Origin of the sequence: Azoarcus sp. DN11, assembly GCF_003628555.1 — a bacterium.
Taxonomy (GTDB): Bacteria; Pseudomonadota; Gammaproteobacteria; order Burkholderiales; family Rhodocyclaceae; genus Aromatoleum.
Map to the genome: position 1 here is coordinate 4,720,722 of NZ_CP021731.1, position 22,084 is coordinate 4,742,805.

Annotated in this window: 18 protein-coding genes; all 18 read right to left on the minus strand. The window is 63.4% G+C overall.

What is annotated here, in order from left to right; translation table 11 throughout:
• Positions 1–45 precede the first annotated feature (45 nt).
• The gene (locus CDA09_RS21980) at positions 46–3,195 is read right to left on the minus strand and encodes an EAL domain-containing protein (protein ID WP_050417943.1); all 3,150 of its coding nucleotides are present in this window, start codon (positions 3,193–3,195) and stop codon (positions 46–48) included.
• 231 nt (positions 3,196–3,426) lie between these two features.
• On the minus strand, positions 3,427–4,056 hold the full coding sequence (locus tag CDA09_RS21985) for a YbhB/YbcL family Raf kinase inhibitor-like protein (RefSeq protein ID WP_050417944.1): 630 nt from the start codon (positions 4,054–4,056) through the stop codon (positions 3,427–3,429).
• Between the two features lie 62 nt (positions 4,057–4,118).
• Positions 4,119–4,889: an enoyl-CoA hydratase/isomerase family protein gene (locus tag CDA09_RS21990; protein ID WP_050417945.1), complete on the minus strand. Its 771-nt coding sequence runs from the start codon at positions 4,887–4,889 to the stop codon at positions 4,119–4,121.
• Between the two features lie 35 nt (positions 4,890–4,924).
• Complete coding sequence (locus CDA09_RS21995; protein WP_050417946.1) at positions 4,925–6,145, minus strand: acyl-CoA dehydrogenase family protein; 1,221 nt, start codon at positions 6,143–6,145, stop codon at positions 4,925–4,927.
• 52 nt (positions 6,146–6,197) lie between these two features.
• Positions 6,198–6,482: a hypothetical protein gene (locus tag CDA09_RS22000; RefSeq protein WP_232299295.1), complete on the minus strand. Its 285-nt coding sequence runs from the start codon at positions 6,480–6,482 to the stop codon at positions 6,198–6,200.
• Between the two features lie 79 nt (positions 6,483–6,561).
• Positions 6,562–7,791 (minus strand): CaiB/BaiF CoA transferase family protein, encoded by a 1,230-nt coding sequence (locus CDA09_RS22005; RefSeq protein ID WP_121430507.1) that lies wholly within the window; start codon positions 7,789–7,791, stop codon positions 6,562–6,564.
• Positions 7,775–9,007, minus strand: coding sequence for a CaiB/BaiF CoA transferase family protein (locus CDA09_RS22010; protein ID WP_121430508.1), 1,233 nt, complete (start codon positions 9,005–9,007; stop codon positions 7,775–7,777). The genes CDA09_RS22005 and CDA09_RS22010 overlap by 17 nt, the downstream gene beginning before the upstream one ends.
• 42 nt (positions 9,008–9,049) lie before the next feature.
• On the minus strand, positions 9,050–9,748 hold the full coding sequence (locus CDA09_RS22015; RefSeq protein WP_232299296.1) for an SDR family NAD(P)-dependent oxidoreductase: 699 nt from the start codon (positions 9,746–9,748) through the stop codon (positions 9,050–9,052).
• 62 nt (positions 9,749–9,810) lie between these two features.
• Positions 9,811–10,563 carry an SDR family NAD(P)-dependent oxidoreductase gene (locus CDA09_RS22020; protein ID WP_050417949.1) on the minus strand — a complete coding sequence of 251 codons (753 nt, stop codon included), beginning with the start codon at positions 10,561–10,563 and terminating at the stop codon, positions 9,811–9,813.
• A gap of 13 nt (positions 10,564–10,576) precedes the next feature.
• The gene (bbsB, locus tag CDA09_RS22025) at positions 10,577–11,746 is read right to left on the minus strand and encodes a benzoylsuccinyl-CoA thiolase subunit BbsB (RefSeq protein WP_121430509.1); all 1,170 of its coding nucleotides are present in this window, start codon (positions 11,744–11,746) and stop codon (positions 10,577–10,579) included.
• Positions 11,747–11,766: 20 nt separating this feature from the next.
• The gene (gene bbsA / locus CDA09_RS22030; RefSeq protein WP_050417951.1) at positions 11,767–12,201 is read right to left on the minus strand and encodes a benzoylsuccinyl-CoA thiolase subunit BbsA; all 435 of its coding nucleotides are present in this window, start codon (positions 12,199–12,201) and stop codon (positions 11,767–11,769) included.
• 264 nt (positions 12,202–12,465) lie between these two features.
• Positions 12,466–13,779: a DUF1329 domain-containing protein gene (locus CDA09_RS22035; RefSeq protein WP_121430510.1), complete on the minus strand. Its 1,314-nt coding sequence runs from the start codon at positions 13,777–13,779 to the stop codon at positions 12,466–12,468.
• Between the two features lie 27 nt (positions 13,780–13,806).
• On the minus strand, positions 13,807–15,852 hold the full coding sequence (locus CDA09_RS22040) for a DUF1302 family protein (protein WP_050417953.1): 2,046 nt from the start codon (positions 15,850–15,852) through the stop codon (positions 13,807–13,809).
• A gap of 67 nt (positions 15,853–15,919) precedes the next feature.
• Positions 15,920–18,343 (minus strand): efflux RND transporter permease subunit, encoded by a 2,424-nt coding sequence (locus CDA09_RS22045; protein ID WP_121430511.1) that lies wholly within the window; start codon positions 18,341–18,343, stop codon positions 15,920–15,922.
• Between the two features lie 13 nt (positions 18,344–18,356).
• Positions 18,357–19,337 (minus strand): WD40/YVTN/BNR-like repeat-containing protein, encoded by a 981-nt coding sequence (locus CDA09_RS22050; RefSeq protein ID WP_050417955.1) that lies wholly within the window; start codon positions 19,335–19,337, stop codon positions 18,357–18,359.
• A gap of 282 nt (positions 19,338–19,619) precedes the next feature.
• Entirely contained in the window at positions 19,620–20,978 is a 1,359-nt protein-coding gene (locus CDA09_RS22055; protein ID WP_050417858.1) for an IS1182 family transposase, read from the minus strand.
• Between the two features lie 213 nt (positions 20,979–21,191).
• Entirely contained in the window at positions 21,192–21,395 is a 204-nt protein-coding gene (locus CDA09_RS23795) for a transposase (protein ID WP_198149585.1), read from the minus strand.
• Positions 21,379–21,837 carry a transposase gene (locus CDA09_RS22065; protein WP_198149586.1) on the minus strand — a complete coding sequence of 153 codons (459 nt, stop codon included), beginning with the start codon at positions 21,835–21,837 and terminating at the stop codon, positions 21,379–21,381. The genes CDA09_RS23795 and CDA09_RS22065 overlap by 17 nt, the downstream gene beginning before the upstream one ends.
• Positions 21,838–22,084 lie beyond the last annotated feature (247 nt).

The following is a 22,084-nucleotide window of genomic DNA, read 5'->3' on the forward strand; positions in this document are numbered from 1 at the left end:
ACGGGGCCATACGGGAACCGCGCCGGGCAGCGGCCGCTTACGGCGCTACTGCCCGTTCGCCCTGAGCGGCCACGGCGCCGCCTTGACCCATCCGTCAAAGTCGCCCACCGGCATCGGCGGGCCGACGTAATAGCCTTGCGCCTCGTCGCATCCGAGGGCGATCAGGCGTTCGAAGATTTCCCGGTTCTCGACGCCTTCGGCAATCACCCGGATACCCAGGCTGTGGCCGAGCTCTATCGTGGAATGCACGATCACTCCGGCATCGCGGTCTTGCAGCATCGGAAGCACGAACGACTTGTCGATCTTGATCGCATCGATGGGCAGTTTCTGCACATACGCGAGCGACGACCAGCCGGTGCCGAAATCGTCGATGACGATGCGAAAGCCCCGGTCGCTCAGGCGACCGAGCGTCGTTTGGGCAGCATGCGGATCCACCATGATCGAGCTCTCCGTGATCTCGAGTTCGATCCAGCGCGCCTCCGCGCCCCAGGTGATCAGCGCGTTCTGCAGGTATTCGTTCAGGCGCGGATCGGCCAGATTGCGCGCCGACAGGTTGATCGCGATCGGCACGCGCAAACGCTTCTGCTGCCAGCGGTGGCAGGCCGCCAGAGCGGCGTCTGCGACCCAGCGCGTGAGCGGCGCGATGAGTCCCGTGCTCTCGATGAGCGGGACGAAACCATCGGGAGAAATGAGGCCGTAGAACGGATGCTGCCAGCGCGTCAGGGCTTCGAGCGCGACGATTTCGCGGGTATTGAGATCGAGCTTGGGCTGGCAGTAGAGCACCAGTTCGCGCCTTGCGATCCCCGCGCGCAATTCCCCCATCAGCTGCAAGCGGCGCGGATTGTACGGATCCTGCTCGGCGCTGTAGAGCGAGTGGGACTTTCCGTCCTGCTGCGCGCGGTAGAGCGCGACTTCCGCGTGGCGCATCAGGACTCCCGCTTCGTCGCCATGACCGGGAAAGATCGCGAGGCCGACGTTGGCGCCGATCTCAATGCCGAAATCGGCAAGCTCGAACGCTTCCTCGAAGCGGGCGACGAGGCGCTCGGCCAGTTCCGAGGCGGCCTGGGCGCCGAGACCGGGACAGAGCACGGCGAATTCGCGGTCGCCGCAATAGGCGAGCGCGTCGTCCGGGTGCAGTACGGACCGGATCCGCGGGCCGATATCCTGTAGCAGGCGGTCGCCGTGCGTCTGGCCCAGCGTGTAGGTGATCTCCTTGAAACGCTCCAGCGAAACGATCAGCAAGGCGAATGGCCGGCCGGCGGCACGCGCGGCGGCGACCGCCTGCTGCAGCATCTCCGTGAGCTGCGCGCGATTGGGCAGATCGGTGGTGGCGTCGAAGAACGCGAGGTGCCGGACCCTTTCCTCGGCGACCTTGCGAGCCTTGAGGCTGCGCTGCAGCGACCGCTTGTTCGAAATGAGCTGCCGGGCCAAGGCGACGAGGTCCACGTTCTGGGTCGCGAGCTCTTGCTGCAAGGCGTCGCGCGCCTGCTTCATCGTCACCAGGTTCCGCACGCGGGCGCGCAGCTCGTGCGGCGAGAACGGCTTGGTGACATAGTCCTGCACCGATTCGGCCAGCAGTTTCAAGCGCAGCTCGGCATCGGCGCTCGCCGAAAGCATCAGCACCGGCAGCTGGGCGAGCGCCGGGCGGGCGCGCAGTTCGCGCACCAGTTGATCGCCGTCGAGCGTCGGCATCACCAGATCCGTGACGACGAGGTCCGGCGGCTCGGCGAGCGCCAGCGCGAGGGCCGCCGCCCCATCGGCAGCCGGCGCGACGCGATAGTCGGCGCCGAGCACCTCGACGATGTATTGCCGCATGTCGGCATTGTCCTCGGCGACGATGACGAGCGGCAGGTCGTCCGCCGCGGGCCGATCGCGCTCAACCGCCTTCACCGCGTCGAAGGGCTTCACGGCCCCGATGACCGCATCGATGTCCCGCAACTCGTCCGCCGCAGGTCCGGCTTCGCGCCCGGGCGCGACCGCCGATCGCCGCGGCAGTTGCACCTCGAACAGCGCACCGCCTTCGGGCGCGTCCGATACCGCCACCGTTCCCCCGTGCAGTTCGGCGAATTCCTTCACGATCGCGAGGCCCAGTCCGGTTCCCCCGAATCCGCGCATTTCGCCGCCCCGCCCCTGTGCGAATCGATCGAAGATGACCGGGCGCATGTCCGGCGCCACGCCCGGCCCGCTATCGCTCACGCGGAGCAGCACGCGGTCTGCCCCCAGGGCTTCGAGCGCACATCGGACTCGCCCGCCGATCGGCGTGAATTTGAAGGCGTTGGACAACAGGTTCAGCACGATGCGGGTCATCTTTTCGGAATCCGCTGCGGCGACAAGCGTAGCGGGCGTCGCCACTTCGTAAGCGACGGAACGCTGCGGCGCGAGTGCTTCGAAATGGGCCGCAACCGTGCGGACCAGATGTGCAAGATCGACCTGCAGACAGTTCGCCCGCAGCTGGCCGGCGTCGAGCTTTGCGAGGTCGAGCAACTCATTGACCTGCTTGAGCAGCATCGCCGCGTTGCGATGGATGACTCCGACGTCGCGGCGCTGCAAGTCGGTGAGATTGTCCCCGTGCGCCAACATCGACTCGGCAGGCCCCATGATCAGCGCCAGCGGCGTGCGCAACTCGTGGCTCAGGTTGGCGAAGAAACCGTTCTTCAGCGCGTCGAGCTGACGCACTTTGTCAATGAGCTGCTGCAATTCCGCGTTCTTGTGCGCGAGCTCGATCTCTGCGTGCTTCTTCTCGGTGATGTTGCGGCCTTCCGGCAGCAGAAAGACGACCCGCCCCTGCTCGTCCCGCACCGGCTGCAGCGAGAAGTCGATGACGACCCGCTCCTTGCCCGCGGCGGCCCCGTACACTTCGAGATCGCATCGGACGAATTCGCCTGTCCGCGCCCGTCGCACGAGATCATGCGCGACCTCGCGCAACTCTTCCGACACGGCCCACCAGCGCGCTTCCCAGAAAGGCTTGCCCCGTATGTCATCGAGCTGCACGCCGGCCCCGTCGAGCGCCCGCCGGGAGATATCGACGATCCGGCCTTCCGGGTCGAGCAGCCCCACGAACTCGAACATGCCGTCGAGGATGATGCGTGCCAGTTTCTGCCGAAATGTCGCATCGTCGTCGGACTCGTTGAGGACCGAATCGCGAACGCGAACCGTTGACGCCTCGGAGAATAACTGACGATCGAACGTCGACATGCGTTACCTTCTACGGCCGAACCCTGCCGCCGGCTGCCCGGGGTCACGTTACGAGGGGATCCGATACGCAGTTGCACTTCCCGGGCCACAATGTGCTGCGAGGCGCCGTTCCGAGGTAATGAACGAGGGCTGGTGGTCGGACGACCCATATCGTTTGTTCGACAATTGCTCGGCCGATTGATTCCGCGGTTCCGCATACTGCGCCTCGCGCGGCCAAGGGCACTCCCTGGCTCAGCCGGCGCTGCGCCGCGGATTAAGACTGTAGCGTGCGGTCAGGGACGCCTGGCCGAGGACATGCCCTTCGATCGTCCGCAGCACGTCCGGCCCGGTGAACCGCCCCTCCAGCGGACAACGATCGAAATCGACCGCGTAGAGCGTGAAGACGTAGCGGTGCACGCGCTCGTCGTTCCACGGCGGGCACGGACCGTCGTAGCCGAAGTACAGCCCCGCCATGTGCTCGTCGCCGGCAAAGCCGCGCGTGAAGTCGTTGAGCCCGTGCCGTGCGCCGTGCCGCGCCGCGGGCCCCGGCTTTCCACGCGGCATGACGCCGTCGGAGAATTTCCCCTCGGCGACGCCGCGGTACGCGGCAGGCAGATCGACGAGCACCCAGTGGAAGAAGTCGACGCGCGGCATCGACTCGGGAATCACGATATCGTCGCGGTTGATCTGCTCGAAACGGCTCGGCACATCCGGATCGTGGCACAGCAGCACGAAGGAACGCGTGCCGGCCGGCGGCTCGTTCCACGTGAAGGCCGGGCTGCGGTTGGCGCCGAAGCGGAAACGGCGTTCGGCGTCCACCACCGCGAAGGCGTTGCGGTCCGGCAGGCGCCGGTTGTCGCCGAAACTGCTGGTCAGACGCATGGTGTGTCTCCTGCACGCGAAGCGGCCCTCGCCCGGCCGCTCCGCCATTCAGGTGATGCCTGTCAGGCGCCGCGGAATTCGGGCGCGCGCCGTTCGCCGAAGGCCTTGAAACCTTCCTTGCGGTCCTCGGTATCGCGCAGCACGCCCCACAGCAGGTGCGAGTACAGGATCCCATGCTCGAGCGGCATATCCAGGCCCAGCACCGCGGCTTGCTTGGTCGCCTGCACGCTCAGCGGCGCCGCGCTGGCGATCTTCTCCGCGTACGTTCGCGCCAGGTCCGCGAGCGCCGACGGCTCGACCACGTCGCTGACAAGCCCGTAGCGCAGCGCCTCCTCCGCAGAGATCATCTCGCCCGTCAGCAGCATCTTCATCGCCACCGCCTGCGGGATCGCGCGCGGCAGCGCCTGCGTGCCGTTGAGGCCGGCGAGGCTCGCGACCTTCACTTCGGTCAGCCCGAACTTGGCATTCGACGAGGCGATCCGCATGTCGCACGCAAGCGCCATCTCGAGCCCGCCACCCACCGCGTAGCCGTTGATCGCGGCGATGATCGGCTTCCACATCTTCATGTGCGGCAGGATCGGCTGGCCCTCGCGCAGATAGGTCGCTGCCATGCACTCGGTGGGCGGCGGTGCCTTCTTCATGTCCGTGCCTGTGCAGAACGCCTTTTCGCCAGCACCGGACAACACGGCCACGCGGATGTCGGGGTCGGTACGCACGCGCGCCCAGATTTCGGCGAGATCGCAGGTCGATTCCGGGTCGAGCGAGTTCATCGCTTCCGGACGGTTCAGGGTGACGTAGGCGACGTGATTCTTTACTTCCAGCGTTACCGGCATTGCTGTTCTCCTCTCTTCCTTTACTCCGGCCCGCCTCAGGCGGCCATGAACGGACTGTAGGTGCGGCCGTCCGCGAGCAACTTCTTAGCGATCGACATGCGATGAATTTCAGATGCGCCCTCGACGATCCGCCAGATCCGCACCATCCGCGAGACGTATTCGATGCCCAGCTCGCGCGACAATCCGAGGCCACCGTGCAACTGGATCGCGCGGTCGGCGACACGCGTGAGCATTTCGGTCGCGGCGATCTTCAGGGACGACGCCTCGATGCGCAGATCCTTGTGGCCCTGATCCGACTTCCAGGCGGTGTAGTAGAGCTGCAGCCGGACCTGCTCGAGTTCGACGGTCGAATCGGCGATCCAGTTTTGCACCGTCTGACGCTCGGCGAGCGGCTCGCCGAAGGTCTTCCGCAGGTTCGCCTGCTCGATCATCATCTGGATCAGCCGCTCGGCCATGCCGGTGCAGTGCGCCGCGAGTTCGATCCGCCGCACGCCGAAGCGGTTCTGCAGCGGAATGAAGGCATCGCCGACCTCGCCCAACACTGCGTCGTCGCCGACCCGCACGTTATCGAGATAGACGGTCCAGGTCGGCATCGCGCCGATCACCGGAATCTCGGCGCCGATGCGCAGTCCCGGCGTATCCTTGTCGAGGATGAAGGCAGTCAAGCGCCGCTTGGTCGCCGCCTCCCTGTCAGTCACCGCGATGCAGATGAAGAACAGATCGTCCTTGTCGCACTTGCTGATGAAGATCTTCGACCCGTTGATGACCCACTGCCCGTCAACGCGCACCGCCGTGGTTGTGAGGCCGCTGATGTCGGAGCCCGCGCCCGGTTCGGTCGCCATCATTGCGGATTCGATCTCCCCGCGGCAGTAGCGTCGCAGGTATTTCTCACGCTGCGCCGGCGTGCCGCACTCGTCGAGGTAATAGAGGTTAGGGGCATCGGGCGGCAGCGTGAAGCCGTGATGCGAGAAACCGATCAACGACTTCGACATTTCCTCGACAACGAGGGTCTTGGCGAACATGCCGAGCCCCTGTCCACCAAGTTTCTCGTCGACCTCGATGCCCCAGAAGCCCATCTCCCTGGTCATGTTCATCAGCCGAGCATGATCGGCGGCCGGCAGCAGCGTGTACCCGTCGGTCCACATCCGCATCTCCCGCTCCAGCAAGACCTTTTCCAGCGGCATCAGCTCGTTGGCGGTGAACCGCCGGGCCACCTCCTTGAGCATCATCTGTTCTTCGGATAAGGAAAAATCCATTTTTTCGTCTCTTGTCCTGTAGTTATCGGGGCCGATCCGTCGAACTGCTTCTTCATTCGGCGTCGGAGCGCATCAAAGACTCGAACATGTCCGCGATCGACGTGCTGCCGTTGTTGCGGCATTTCTCGGCAGCGGCCTTGACGCCGTCCTCGAAAACAGCCATCAGCGCCTCGCGGATCATCGCCGAGTCGTGACAGCCGCCGACCATGAGGCAGGCCGCATAGGGGTGGTATTCGCCCATGGCCACCGTCATGCCGCACTCGGGGCACTCGTGATGCGAGATACCGGCTGGCGCGGAATTGCCGACGCTGGCTTGTCGCAGTTGTTGCTTGTACATGATTCGTCCTCCTCCTGGCTCGATCCGCGTCCGTCACGCGACTGCCTCGACGGTCGCCCGCATCACTGGTCGTCAACAGTCACACCAACACCTCCTGACTGACCAGATTCTCGATTTCGTCCTGCGAATAGCCGAGCATCTCGCCGAGCACATCGCGGGTGTGCTGCCCGATCGCCGGCGCAGCGGTCTTCATTTCCAGCGGGGTACGCGAGAACACGATCGGTGCGCGGTTGTAGAGCGTGACGCCGACCTCGGGGTGATCGAGATAAGCCCAGAAGCCGCGGCGTCGCATATGCTCATCCTCGATCGCCTCGCGGGCATCCCGCACCTCGCCTGCCGGGATCCCCACCTTCAGCAGCGCCTCCATCAACCAATCGCCGTACTGCTGCGCAGTCCAGCATTCGATGCGCTCGTTCAGCTCGACCTCATACCGGCGTCGCATTGCGGCAGTCGCGAAACGCTCCTCCTCGGCCCACGGCGGATTGCCCATCACGCGCCGCAGCGCCGCCCACTGAAGATCGTCGAAGACCGCGATCGCGATCCATTTGCGGTAGCCCAGGGTCGTATAGATACCGTGCGGGACTGCTTCCGGATCGCCGTAGCCGAGCGGCCCGAGCGCCTCGCCGTTGGCGGCGAAGGCCATTGGCGCGCTCGGCGTCATGCAGATCGCCGATTCGAGCTGCGACAGGCTGACGGTCTGGCCGCGCCCGCTGACCTCCCGCTCAAGCAGCGCCCCCATGATCCCAAACAAGGTATGTTTCGGTACCATCACGTGATCCGTATAGTTCGTGCCGGTGCCGAAGGGCAACTCGCCGGGGAAGCCGGCACGCGCCGTCAGCCCGCACAGCGCGTTGAGGTTCACGCCGTAGCCCATGTAGCGGCTGTGCGGGCCATCGGTGCCCTGCATGCTCATCGTCACGTAGATCGCGCGCGGATTGATCTTCTGCACGTCCTCCCAGCCGAGCTTCCATTTCTCCATCTGGCCGACGCGGAAGTTATTGATGACGATGTCGCTCTTCGCGATCAGCCGGACCGCCACCTCGCGCGCAAGCGGGTTGTTCATGTCGAGCGCGATGTCCCGCTTGTTCGCGTTGCGCGCGGCGAAGTAGCCGCTGCGGTCGAGGCCGGTGCCGATGCCGTCCTTGAACGGCTCGCCACGGCGCAGTATGTCGGGACGCTTGACGCTTTCGATTTTGATAACGTCCGCGCCGCATTGCGCCAGCACGCTCGTGGCGATCGGCCCAGCGCCGACCCACGAAAAATCGCACACGACAATGCCCTCCAGGGCACCCTCAACGCTGTTCAACATATACCGCCCCCGTTCGCACGAGTTCATCGATCTCGAGTCCCGAATAGCCGCATTCGGTTAGTATTTCCCGCGTGTGCTCACCGATGCGCGGGGCATTGCGTCCGAGTTGCCATTGCAACTCGCCGAACTCGTACGGCGCGCCCGGGTAGGTAATGTCCGCACCGAGCGTTTCGTTGAACTGAGTCTTCCAGAATTTCCGGTGCAAGAGCTGGGGGTTCGCGAGCAGATCCCGGCCGTTACTGACTGGCGTCACCGAGACGCTGAAGCGCTGCCCCATTTCATACAGGTAGGCCTTGCTGCGGGTTCTGGTATAGCGCTCGAAGACGCGGCAGAAGGTCGCGTAGCCCTCGGTCGAGCACCGGTACGCGAAATCGATCCACTTGTCGTCGTCGAGAAGCTTCCATTCCTCGACCCCTTCGGCCTCGAGCCAGCGCACGAAGGGCGTCCACATGCCCTTGTTGCGCCCCATGATGGCGACCAGCATGATGTAGCCGTCGACGCACGGATGCAGTGTCCCGCAGCCCGCCTCGCGCCCGCGTCCGCGCCGGATTTTGCCCTCGAGGTCCCAGAACTGCGCCGCATTCTCGAGCGCCGTCGCCTCGGCCTCGATGCAGGCCACGTCGACCACCTGGCCCCGCCCGGTACGCTGCGCGCTGAACAGCGCGATCGCACTACCGACGGCCGCATACGCCTCGGCCATCCGGTACGCCTGGTTGTCCGGCGCGCGCACCGGCTTGTCGCCATCTACGCCCGCGAGATAGAGAAAGCCGCTCAGCGCAGAACACGTCAGATCCGAACCGGGATAAGCCGCCAGCGGCCCGGTGCGCCCGAACGGAGTGACCGAGGTCTGCACCAGACTGGCGTTGTCGCGACTCAGCACATCGTAGGACAGGCCGAGCCCGTCCAGATAACCCGAGCGGCAGCTCTCAACGAGCAGGTCGGCGCTGCCGCATAGCCGGCGGAACACCGCACGCCCCTCCTCATTCTCGAGGTCCACCGCGAGGCCGCGCTTGCCCGCGTTGTAATAGAGGTACGGTAGACTCGCCTGCACACCGGGTTCATTGCGGAAATAGGGGCCGACGCGGCGCATCGGATCGCCCGCGGGCGACTCCACGTGGATCACGTCAGCACCCAGCCCGGCGAACATCTTGGCCGCGTACGGCCCGAGTTCGCCGGTCAAGTCCAGCACCCTGAATCGCGAAAAGTCCTGTCCCATCTCACATTTCTCCTGCCCGTCGAGGGTCGCGCGCACCCGCCGTCAGCCTGCGAACAGGCTTCGTCCGCCGCACACGTAGAGCACCTGGCCGGTGACGAAACCCGTCTCGTCGTCGGCGAGGAAGAGCAGCGTGTTGGCGATGTCGTCGGGATCGCCCAGCTTTCCGGTCGGCTGCCGCGACAACAGGAACTGCCGATCCTTCTCCGGCAGTTCCTCCCACATCGGCGTGTGGATCAGCCCCGGAGCAACGCAATTGACGGTGATCCCGGCGCGGCCGAGCTCGATCGCAAGCGTACGCGTCATGCCGACGACGCCGGCCTTCGCCGACGAATACGGAGTCTGCCCCGCGCCGCCGAGCCATGCGCGGGAGGCGATGTTGACGATGCGCCCGTGCTTGTTCTCGACCATGTGGCCGTGCACCGCCTGCGAGCACAGGAAGGTGCCCTTCAGATTGACATTGAGCGTGACATCCCAGTCCGCCTCGCTAAGCTTGCGCAGCGCGCCGGCCCGCTCCATGCCCGCGTTATTCACGAGGATGTCGATGCGGCCGAAGGCATTCACCGTCTGCTGCACCATCGCGTCGACCGCCGCCTTGTCGCTAATGTCGGCGACGGCGCCGAGCGCGCGATGTCCCTTTCGGCTGAACTCATCGACCGTCGCGTGCACCTTCTCCGCGTTGATGTCGTTGATAACGACGGCCGCACCCTGCTCGGCGAAGCGCAATGCCGTCTGCCTACCCATGCCGCTCGCCGACCCTGTGATCAGCGCGACCCTGTTGCGAATTCCCATTGCCGCCCCCGTGATCAAATCGACATCGAAAAGTACGCGCTCTTTCCGCCACAGACGAAAAGCGTCTGCCCGGTCACGTACTTCGAACTATCGCTCGCAAGAAAGCCGACTGCGTTGGCAACGTCAGAGGGCCTGCCCAAGCGCTTCACGGGAATGCCGGCGGCGAGCTTTTCCCGCTCCGCCACAGGCGTCGCGTCGGTGTCGAGATCGCCCATGACGACCGTGCTCACCGTAACGCCGTCTCGCGCCGATTCGAGCGCGAGCGCCCGTGTGAGCCCGAACAGACCCGCACGCGCAGCGGCGACGTTGGCGCTCGCCGCGAGGCCGAGATAACGAATATCGCTGATATTGACCACGCGCCCGAAGCCACACTTGCGCATCAGCGGAACGACTTCGCGCAGGTAGTGGAACGGGCCCGCGATGCCGGCGCCGAGCGCCGCGCCGACGTCCGCATCGGAAATGTCCTGCAGCGCCTTGGCGGTCAGTACGCTTTCGTTCTGCACCAAGATGTCGATCCGCCCGTAGCGCGCCATCACCTGCGCGACCGCATCGCGGATCGAACCGGGCTCGACTGCGCCCGTCACCACCGCGATCACCGCCACCCCCTTCTCGGCCAGCCGCGATGCGAGAGCGTCGAGCCGGCCGGCGTCCGCGCCCACGAGCGCGAGTTGCACACCCGGCGCGGCGAGCCGCAGCGCAACCGCCTCGCCCACCGCATCGTCGGCATTGACGATCAGAGCCACCCTTTCTTTGCCTTTCGATTCCATCGCCGTCTCCCAGTTACCAGCCGCGCACCAGCATGTGCATCGTGCAAGCCGCGTGTTCCGTGCCAGACAGCCCGCCACCCGTAACGTGCGTCATCGCCACACGCGGCACCGGATCGACCTGATAGCCGGGACACTGGTTGCGCATCTGCTTGACGCTCGCGGCGATCTGGGCGGCCCCCGAAGCGCCGATCGGGTGACCATACGAGAGCATGCCGCCACGCGGACTGACGACACACTTGCCCCCGTGCGTCGTGTTGCCGTCGCGCAGGAACTTCAGCCCTTCGCCCTTCGGACACAGGCCGAGGCATTCGTAGTACAGCAGCTCGGCAATCGTGAAAGCGTCGTGCAGTTCGACGATATTCACATCCTCAGGACCGATGCCCGACTCTTCATAGAGCTGCGCTGCGGTTTCCTCGGTGATGTCGTCGCCCGTTATGTCGCGCGGCCGGTTGTGGTAAGGCCCCGACCGCACGACCGAGCCCGCCACCAGAATCGGCTTGTCGATGCCCAACTTCTTCACCATCTCTTCCGAGCACACGACGACCGCCCCGGCGCCATCGGCGATGCCACAGCATTGCTGCAGCGTCAGCGGAGACGCGACGACGCGCGAATTGACGACCTCCTCGACCGAAATCTCACCCTTGAACCACGCATACGGATTGTTGGTCGCGTGGCGGCGGTTCTTCACGGTGATCATCGCCAGATCCTCGGCCGTGGCCCCGGTCTCGTACATGTAACGCTGCGCGCGCATCGCGTACTTGCCGGTCATGACCGCGCCGTGCACCGTTTCGATATCCGACATGGCCGTTGCAAAGGCAGTGCCTTGCGCCATGTGCAGCGTGTGATTCTCGCAGCCGATGCCGATCGCGACGTCGGCAAGCCCCATCGCCACGTCCCGCACCGCCAGATGCACTGCCATACCCCCTGCGGAGCATGCGCTTTCGACTGTCATGATTGGAAGATGTCCGCACATGCCCAGATCCTTGAGCACGGTTTGACCGATCACCATTCCGTTGGTGCCATTGCCGACGTAGGCGCTCTGCACCACCGTCGGACGGTCGATATTCGACGCCTTCAGCGCCTCGAATGCCGCGGCACGGCCCAGCACATCGAAATCGACCTCGTGCCGCCCGAATTTCGTTTCGCCGACCCCGGCGATATAGACCTTGCGCTGCAGTTTCATTTTCTTTCACCCACCGAGATTTATGCCTTGCGGAACTTGTAGCTGATCAGCGGAACGCCGTCGCGGTTGTCGCGAACGGGCCCCACGGTCAGTTCGACCTCCTCGTCGCAGCGGAAGCTGCCGGGCTCGCCTTCCAGCTGCGCGAAAATCCGCAGGTTCTCGGGCAGATCGATGTAGCCGAACGAATATGGCGTTTTCATTCCCGCCTGACCAATGAAATTGTCGCTGAAGCTGTAGAGCTTCCCGCGTCGGCTTAGCGGCACGACATCGAACTCCTCGCCCCAGCAACTCGGGCACGGACTCAGCTTGGGGAAATCCAGCTGGCCGCACCCCTTGCAGCGATACCCCTTGAGATACGGCGCGCCGCCGTCCGCGGGCACCTCGAGCAGGTCCGGATGAAAGAATGTGATATCCGGCTTCTTCTCCGGTTTCTTGTTCGGCTTTTGATCTGACATGACGCCTCCGCAGCATTTGTTTCATTTTCAACGTAGATCCAATTAAACGCGCCTGGTTGCGGCGCAACAATTGGTGCGGACACCTAACTGTTAAGGGTACCCCCCACCCGCACGCGCCAAGGCGGAAATTCACGTCGAGCGGCGGTGTCGACAATCTGGCCGCACAGGCGCGGATACCCTGCCAATTTCGGCTGTAAAAAAAACGCGCCGAAAGGCGCGCAAAGTTCCCACGGGAGGAGAGGAACCCCGAGAAAAATCTTCTACTCAGTTTCCGCCACGCATGTTCTGGACGTTAAACAGGCTGACCGGGACCATCTGAGCGTCCAGTTGCGCCTTGAGCTGTCCGGTCGTGCAGTGCTTCGCCTGGATATCGATCATGGTGAACGCATCGAACGGAGTTATGCCGCTGCCCTTGTTCTTGGCCAGGTGGAAGTCGGGATGCGTCCATCCGACAACATACGTCTTCCACAAATCACCCTTGCGGTCATGCACAAGCGACATGCTAATTACCGAGGTTTGCGCGTCCATGTAAAGCACCCGTCTGCTCACCGGATGATTGGTGTCGATCGGAGACGATTCGAGGATGTGCACCTTGCGCAACTGCCACGTGACGCTGGGGAAGCACCCGCCCTTTCCGCCGAAGGCGACGTACTTGTAGCCGTCCGGCTCTTTGTATTCATCGGACAGCTTCATGTCGTTATGGTTGTAAAAAGGCATCAGTATGTTCGCCGTGCCCTGGTACTTCCAGTTCATGTCCGAAATACGGCCGTTATAGCCCTCGAAGTCCTCGATCATGATGTCTGAGCCGAGAAAGGCGTCCGTAGTCTGTCCGGTCGACAACCGGCGCACGCGGCGCTGGAAACCGAGATAGAGATAAGCGTCGTCCAGCTTCGTGTCGTCCTCGTAGCGCTGGATCAGCAGCTGTGTGTTCTTGACATCCTGCGGTTCATATACTTTCACGTAGGTCGCGCGATACAGTTTCGACGGGTTCGGCGTAATTTCCGGCACCGGAGCCTGGCTTACTCGATGCGTATACTTTAAGAAATGAAAACCGAACAGGATATTGCGCTCGACCTTGCCGCTGTCCATGTTAATGTACTTCCAGTAAAACGGCGAGATCGCCAGGCCGTCGTACGCGTTCATGCCATAGCGGTTGTTCCACGCAAGCTTCTCGCCGGCCCGCGGGTCCTTTGCATCGGGTTCTTCAGGGAAAGGACGCCCTGCGACATAGCCGACCAGCTCACCCGGTTTTGCACCGAGCTTCACCTTGCCGGCGTTCACCTTGGTCGCGTCGACATAGCTCTTATTGGTGTCGAACGAGGTCGTTGCTCCGACAGTGATCTCGACCGCCCCTTCCCGAATGTACCGCTGCATTCCCGGGTCGAGGACCCCCTCGAAATTCGCGACGTTCCCCTGGTTGATCACCGTTCCGGGCGCAACACCGGGAGCCGTCGGCAGGGCATGCATGTACGGGAAGAAGGATTTCTCGATATCCGCTTCGGTCGCCGCGTGCGGCGTTCCCGCCGCACAGGCCAGCGCCACTACGATCACCCCATGCCCTGCAATATGTCTGGTCATTTCCACTGTCTCCTCTTAAATGGTGCGTCAGAACTTGTAGCGAACCATCACGTAGATATCGTCTTCCGCAACCGCTGTTCCGATCGGTCCGGCGCGGAAGCGTGCGGTCGGCTCGAAACCAGGCAAGCCCGCCGATCCCGGGACAAACGGCTGGCCCGCGGCCGTATAGGTCGTGAAGGGCGGATAGGGGTTGAACGAACGGGCGTCGTCGAACTTGTAGTGGCTACTCCCGTTCGTATATTTAAAGTTGGCACCGAGGGTGACCTTGAAGTCGTCGGTGACGCTCCACTCGATCTGAGGCGCGACGGTGAGTGCCTTGGCACGGAAGTCGCGTGCCACCATCACCTGCGGGCTGACCCGATCCCCGGCGAGGAATCCCTTGATCAGCAGCGTGCCGATGAAGTTGTCTTCCCAATCGACGATGCCCACCGTACCAAGCGGGCCATCATGTCGTTCGTGATCGATTATGTGCTGCCAGAACAACTGCGCAGAAATCTGCGTTGCCCGCGTCGTGCTGATGAACGGAATGAAGGTCGGCCGGTCGACTCCGATAACGGTGCGCAGCACCCTGTTCTTCGAGTACAACTCGCGCCGCGCGGTGTTCACGAACTCCTCGCCATGCGTCAGCGCGCCTTCCATACGAATGGCTGCATTCGCATCGGGAATCTGGAAATCCAGCGAACCGCCAACGAGGTTCACCCGCGGGTAATGGATGTCGAACGCGATCAGGTGGCTCACCGGAACACCGGCCGCCGGAGGGGTCGTATTGCCCGTCCCGCCGGTGAAGGGGTTCACGGCGCCAGCGCTGAACGCATGCAGGCTTGGAAGTTGCGAACGGTAGGTCAGCGCATTCAGGGAAAACGCGAGGCCGCCCTGCGTGATCCCCTCGTACTTGACGCCCAGTTGCGTGTTCGAGAGCGACCACGCGGGCAGATGCACTTTGCGGACGCCGATCTGATGCGGCCCGAAATCCGTCGCAGCCCAGGCGCCGGCAGTCCCCGCCGGAACGGGACTGAAGTTCGCAACGGTTCCCCCGTTGTCCCACAGGTTCGCGAAGCCGCGGAAGAAACAAGCCGCGTCGAGCATCACGTTCGGAGTGCCGCACTGTCCGAGGTTGTTCGGCCGGAATTTGTCGAAATTCCACACTACCTGCACGTTGCGGTCCTGCATCGACTCGCTCGCGCCCATACGGTACTCGGCCTGCGCGATCCACATCGGGATGCGGATATCCTGCAACTCATCGTAAATATTGTTGCGCGAGTAGTCGACCGGATTGATGACATCGAGCACGCGGAACAGATCGGTGCGCCCCCACACCACCTGCTGCCGACCGAGCTTCAGGAAAAGCTCAGTGCCATCGGCGAGCGGAAATGTCTTCTTCGCATAAAATTCGCGCAGGAAATCGAGCCGATCGTTGAACTCCGGCGTCTCGAGTTCCCGCAGATTCAGATCCCCGTAGCCGCCGAAGTCGCGGCAGCCTCGCGAATCGCGGTCGCACGGCCGGACTGGGACGCCGAAGACCGCGCCCCGCTCGGGCCTGTGCCAACGGTCGCCCAGCACGCGCATGCCATCGTTCGGATTCGCCGCCAGATCGAAGCCCAAAGCGTTAGTCGGCGGCAAGCCGATCGCTGTGCCGATCGGGTTGTTGATCCCGCCGCCGTGCGGCACCTGCGTCAGGTTGAGAGGCGTGCCGGCGGTCGTCGGCACAGGCGGCAACAACGGTGCCGCTGTGTTCTCGAGCGTGATCGCGCCACCTGCGTTGCGCCCGTACTCATCCTTGTTCAACTGATACACGCCATCCCAGCTACCGCGCAGGATGCCGCGAAAAGCCCAGCCGTCTCCCATCTGCCTGTCGGCTTCGACCTGCAGGGTGTTGCGGAACTTCGCGAGCCCCGCCCGACTCCGCCGCGCGGTGTGGTTTTCGTAATACACGTCGGCGACCCATGGCGTTGTGCTGCTAGCCAGATCCGGAAGATTTTCATCCGCTGCCTGCACCGCCCCACCCACTGTCAGCGACAGTGCGGCGGCGAGAACGCTCAATTTCGGGCGCGAAATATCCCTTGCTGTCTTCATACCGCTTGTCCTCCCCTGAAAGACCGGATTCGAGTTGGGTTCGAGTCTTGCACCGGATCGGGCGCCGTTACGCCGGTTGTGCGATCAATGTGCAGTCCGCTTTCCACCCCCGCTCGCGGACCTGGAGAACCTGGTCCTCGTCGAGATAGACTGCCGTGATGAAGCGCGGCTTGAAGATCATGACCCACGCCGGCACGAGCAACGTAGCGGCCGCCACGTTGAAAACCAGCATCAGGCACAGCAGAAGAGCGGCGTCGGATTGGAAGCGCAGATCCGACAGCACGATCCACATGACGACGCCGGCAATCAGCGTCATTGCCGTGAAGGAGACCGCGAAACCGGTCGTCGCGATCGCCTTCATCACCGCCTGCGCGAGATCCTGCAGAGCCGCCATTTCCTCGCGGATCCGGTTCATGATGTAGATTGCGTAATCGATGCCGACGCCAATACCAACCGCGATAACCGGTACGGTATTCACGTTCATGCCGATATGCATCACGCTCATGTACGCATAGGTCAGCACCGTGGCGAAGGTCATCGGCAACACCATCAGCCATCCCGCGTGCAGCGATGCGTAGAAGGCCCAGACGAAGGCGAACGAGAGCGTCAGCACCAGCGGCACAATGAGGAAGTTATCGTGCCTGACTGCGTCGTTGATCGCCGCGTTGACCCCGATCGCCCCCCCGGCGAGCTCGATGCTCAGTCCTGGGGCGGCATTCCCCGGCGCGCTGATGGCCGCCTCGGCCAGCGCTATCGCACGCTCGATCGTCTGCCCCTGGAGATCCTTGTAGTAAAACACCACGTTGGCGAGGTTCTCGTCGGAATTGGTGTACTCGTTCAACGCGCCCGGGATCGGGCTTGCTGCCATGAAAGTAAACATCAGGCCCCCGATCTCGTTCGCGTCGGACGGAATCTGGTTCCAGCGCGGATCGGTGTTGTGGATGAGGCCATTGACAGAGCGGATCAGCCCCGGCAGCGCCTTCGTACCACCGACGTTCGGATCGTGCAGCATCGTGTTCTGGAACGATTCGATCGCGCGCAGCACCTCGGGATTCTTCAGCCCCCCCTTTTCGGCCGTGCGCGCCACGACGTAGAGCTCTTCCGAACCCGGAAAGCGCTCATTGATCGCACGCGACGACGCGTTGTAATCGTGCTCGGGGTAGAGCAGCGGGCTTCCCGGCTCGGCCTCGCCAATCTGCACACCGAGGCTCAGCCACGATCCGATCGCAACAAGCACCGCTGCGCTGACGAGCACCGCTATCGATCCGCCACGCGAGCCGACCACACCGAAGAGTCCGACAATCACTTTGCGCAGGACGCTCTCACGCGCTTCTGCGACGCGCGGCGGCGGCAGCACGTGCAGCAGCAGCGGCACGACGAGGAGCACCGTGAATATCACCGAGAAGCCCCAGAAGCCCGCGTAATAACCCATCTTCGTGTTGATCGGCGCGGCACCGAGCGTCAGCACGAGTATGCCGACAGTATCGACGATGATCGCCAGCGATCCCGGCCTGAACAGATCGTCGAACGCATCGCGCGCAGCTCGCCGCGAATCGCCCGTCCGGCCAAGCTCAAAGTAGTAGCGTTCGACCAGTTGGATGCTGTGCGACATCGCGCGAGCGGCAATGAGGAACGGAATCACCAAGTTCAGCGGATCGAGATTCCAGCCCATCAGCGAGACGAAACCGAGGCCCCAGATCGACGACAATGTCACCCCCAGCAGCGGCAACATCACACCGTACAGACGCCGGAAATAGATCACCAGCAGCGCCACCATCAGCGCAAGCGTGTACAGGAAGATCTGAATGATCTGAGACAGGTACGTGTAAACCCAGCCGATCAGCACCGGACTGCCGGTTGCATAGATCCTCACCCCGTCCGCGGCCTCGCTCGCCCGCACCGCCTGAAGCTCGGCAAAAGTCTTGCCGTAGTCGATATTGTCGGCCTCGTTCAACTGCGCCTTGATCAGCGCGGACTTGAGATCCGGCGATACCATCAGGCCATAGACGCGCGGATTGGCCATGACGTCCGTCCTGAGCGTCGCGAGTTCCTCGCCGGTCAGTTTCGGCTGCGCCGGATCGTAGTAGAGCCGCGAGATCATCTCACCGCTCTCGGTCAACCAGATCTTGCGCACCGTGCGATGCGCGAGGCTCGACACCTGGTTGTGATTGACGCCTGGCAGGTTGTCGACCGCCTGTGTGAGCCGATGCAGGCGCGACAACGTCTCATTGGTGAAGATGTCCCCGTCCTCGACCTCGAGCGCGACGACGATCTGGCTCGCACCGCCGAAGCTGCCGCGAATCTCGTTGTGCAGCTTGATGTAGGGGTGGCTTTGCGGCAGCAGGTCTTCGAACGCCGAGTAGATCTGCAGTCCGGGAACCTTGAGCGCAAAAAAGACCGTCACCAGGAAGATTGCTGCGAGGATCGCACGCGGAAACCTGAAGACGATAGTCTCCAATTCATGGACTGCATGGGTAATACGATGACGCATCACGTAACCTCGCTCAGTTGTTCGCCGTAGCCTTGTGGTCGCCGACGAGCGTCGTCACCTCCACGCCCCCTGCCCCACCCGCGAGAAGAACCCGCCCTTCGCCGAGCTGCATCGCGGCGCGCAAATACGTCGTCCTGCGCGCATCGGCGACCTTCCACTGATCGCCGCTCAGCCGGAACACGAGACCGTTGATCCCTACGCCCACCGGCGCGCCACCACCGTCCAGCGACAAACCGTATATCGGCGCACCCGCCTCATTGACCTGCTTGATCCAGCTCTGTCCGCCGTCGGTGGTCTGCATGACCACCCCGGCGAGCCCCGCCACCCAACCTCGCTGACGGTCAACGAACACAGCCGCATACGGATAGAACTCGTCACTGATCTTCGGCAGTGCCTCCCATGTCGCGCCGCCATCGACGGTGCGGTAAACCGCACCGAATTCACCGGTAACGAAACCTTCGCGCTCGTCGAGGAACTGAACGCTGGCGAGCATTGCGTCGTCGCCGACAACGGTCATATTCCAGTTCGCGCCCTGGTCGACACTCGATGCAATCGTGCTCCCGCTGCCGACGACCCAAAGGCGGTTCGTCGCGTCGCAGGTGATCGCGAGCGGGTTGACGGGTTCGTCGATCGCGCGAGCCAGCCATTCACCACCGGCCGCGTCGGCGGCCCACACGCGATGAAAGAAATCCAGCGCAGCAAAGCTCCCGTCCGGACAGGCTGTCACACCAATGAACGAGCTACTCGAATCCAGTTGTTGTCGCGTCCAACTCACGCCACGATCATTGGACGTCAGCACAACGCCGTTGGCGCCGACCACGATGGTCGTCTTCCCGTTGTCCGCAACCGCCTGAAAGGCATCGGACCGCTTGATTACGGCAGAGCTGGCGGCGCTGATGTTCGACGTACCTGCCGATACACCGCATCCCGCAAGCATCATGCAAAGCGATACCTCGAGAATCGTGGGGTACCATGGCTTCGCCTCGATATTCATAAGTTTGTCTCCTCCGTTCGGGTGTCGTCGGCGCGCCTAACGCGGCCCCTACTCTTGCAACGCGAAACCATCCCCCGACGGTCGGAATGTAGGCCTCGGATATCGCGCCAACAATTGGTGCGGACACCTAACGAATAGAGAGTTGTTCCTAGCAGCCTGTCGGACTTCAAGCTCGCGGGCACCGCGGCCGAGGGATTGATTTCACATTGTGAGAGACGATGGGCATTTCAGGCTCCAATCGGCGGTTTTTGTTCGAAATCACAATGCCCCTGTCCTTTTTTCTCACTGCGGACGCAATACGGCCATGCGCTTGAAGTTCCACGCCAGGCACACCAGGGTCCATTCGTTGCACACGTTGTCCAAGCCCCGCAGCAGAAACTGGCGGAAGCCCATCACTGACTTGATGATGCCGAACACCGGCTCTACCGTCTGTTTCCTGAGCGCGTAGGCCGCGCGGCCCGCGCGGGTCTTGAGGGCGTGCTTCATCTGTTCGACGTGGCTGGCTGAGCGCTCGAGCGGCGCGGGTTCGTCGAAGCGGCTGCGCCAATCGGGATGGTGCTCATCACGCCCCACGGCGATCAGCGGTTCGACCCCGGCGTCCTGGCAGCACTGGACGTTGCGTTCGCTGAAGAAACCGGTGTCGGCCAGCAGTTGTTCGGGCCGATTGAGCCCTTCGGGCAAGGCGCCGATGCGCGTCAGCATCGGTTCGACCTGCTCCTTGTCGTTGCCCGCCTGGGTGACGTGGGGGACCATCACCAGCATCGATTCGGTATCGACCACCGCCTGGGCGTTGTAGCACTGCTCGAAGCCGCCGCCGGCCACTTTCATGATGCGCGAGTCCTCGTCGGTGAGATTGATCTGGTCCTCGGCGCCCGGACCCGCCTGGGGCGGCTTGGGGGGCTTGCCACCGGGCTTCTTGCCCGTGGCCGCCTGCTTGGCTTGGCGTTTGGCCATCTTGGCCTCGTACTCGGCCTGCTCGTGCGCGAAGCGTTCGGCGGCGCGCGCCTCGATCTTGGCCTTGGCGGCGGCGATGGCGGCCAGCCGCGCTTCGCGACGCGCAATTTCCGCCGGCAGATCCACGCCTTCGGGCACGCTGCTTTGATCGGCCGCTTCGGCCAGCTTGAGCATTTCCTGCACTTCGGCCTTGAGCTGGGCTTCGATCTTTTCGGCGTGTCCGTAGGAGAGCGCGCTGTGCCGACTGGCGTGGGCGTGGATCTTGGAGCCGTCCAGACTCACCGTGCCAAAGCGCGAGAGCCGATTCTCACGCGCCACTTGCAGTACCTGCACGAAGATATCGGCGAACTGCTCGCCGAAGCGGCGCCGGAAGCTCGCCAAGGTGTCATGGTCCGGGTGCTGGTCGCAGGCGATGAAGCGGAAGGCCAGCGAATCGTAGGTGGCCCGCTCGATCTTGCGGCTCGAGTGCGTCCCCGTCGCGTAGCCGTAGATCAGCAGCGACAGCAGCAGCGCCGGATGGTAGGCGTCGCTTCCACGGCCGGCGTAGGCTCGCTCCAGTTCCGACAGGTCCAGCCCGTCGACCACATCGACCACGTAGCGCGCCAGGTGCGATTCGGGTAGCCAGTCCTGCACCGACGGCGGCAGCAGGTAGTCCGTTTGGCGGTCGATCGGGCGGAAGCGGCTCACGCAGTCAGGCTCCAAGGGTGACACGGCATTTTACCGGGCGATAGTCCGACAGGCTGCTAGGGAACCTCTTATATGGACGCCTCCCAGAGTGACAAGTGATTCTTGCGCCTGGCAGTCAAGGTAAGGATGCAGTCTTATATCCGGCCTGTCTGTGCAAGCTGTAAGCCTGCTGGCCCTGATGGAATCCGCTGACGGGGGCCTCATCTGATTCCCTCATTGCGCATACCCGTGGTGCGCCAGTTTCTCGATGTTGTGCACCAGACAGTAAAGCTTCCATTGCCCGTCGACGCGGGAGCGCCCGCGCAGCGTGAACCGGTGCAGGCGCTTGTTGTTTCTCAGCGCGCTTGACGGCTGCTTCCATTTTGCCCGCCTCGCGTTCGAAGTCCGTGCGGGTGCCGCTCTACGTCTTGCTCGCATTCGCGGGGAACTTCACCCCGTCGATGGCGAAGAGCTCCCGCCCGATGAGCCCTTGGCGATCGCAGATCATCAGTACTTGGGTGAAGACCCTGGCGACCTCGTCGCCCAGCTCGGCGATGAAGGCGGCGATGGTCGTGAAATGCGGGGCGCTGTCTCCCGACACCGCCATGAAGAGCACGTTGTGGCGGCAGGCCGCGGCGATCGCGCGCGAGCTCACCAACCCGCGCGAGTAGCCGAGCAGAACGATCTTGAGAAGCACCGCGGGGGAGAAGGCCGGGGCGCCGGCGGCGTCGTTGCGGTAGCGTGCCGCCAGCCCCGCCAGATCGAGCTCGTGATCCACCAGATGACACAGCGCGTGCTCGAAGCTGCCCGGAATGACTTGCCGGTCGAAGTCCACCGGGATCATCTTCAGCCCGTAGTCGGGTGTCTTGAAGCGGGGCATCGGTCAGCTCCGGGAGAGGATGAGCAATTATCCCAGAGGCATCATGTACCGCGCGGCGGGAGTGGGTTTTTCTACAGCCTCAACGCACGACTACATGCGCCACGGCACACGTGTCGGCGCGCATCCAAAATTACCCCCGTGCGCGTTAAATTTTACCCAGGGGCTTTAGCCACGCGTCATTGTACGAACTGCTTTTCAGTGAAGCCCAACGGACCGGTTTTTTTTGTTCCGCTGATCGGTCTGTCAG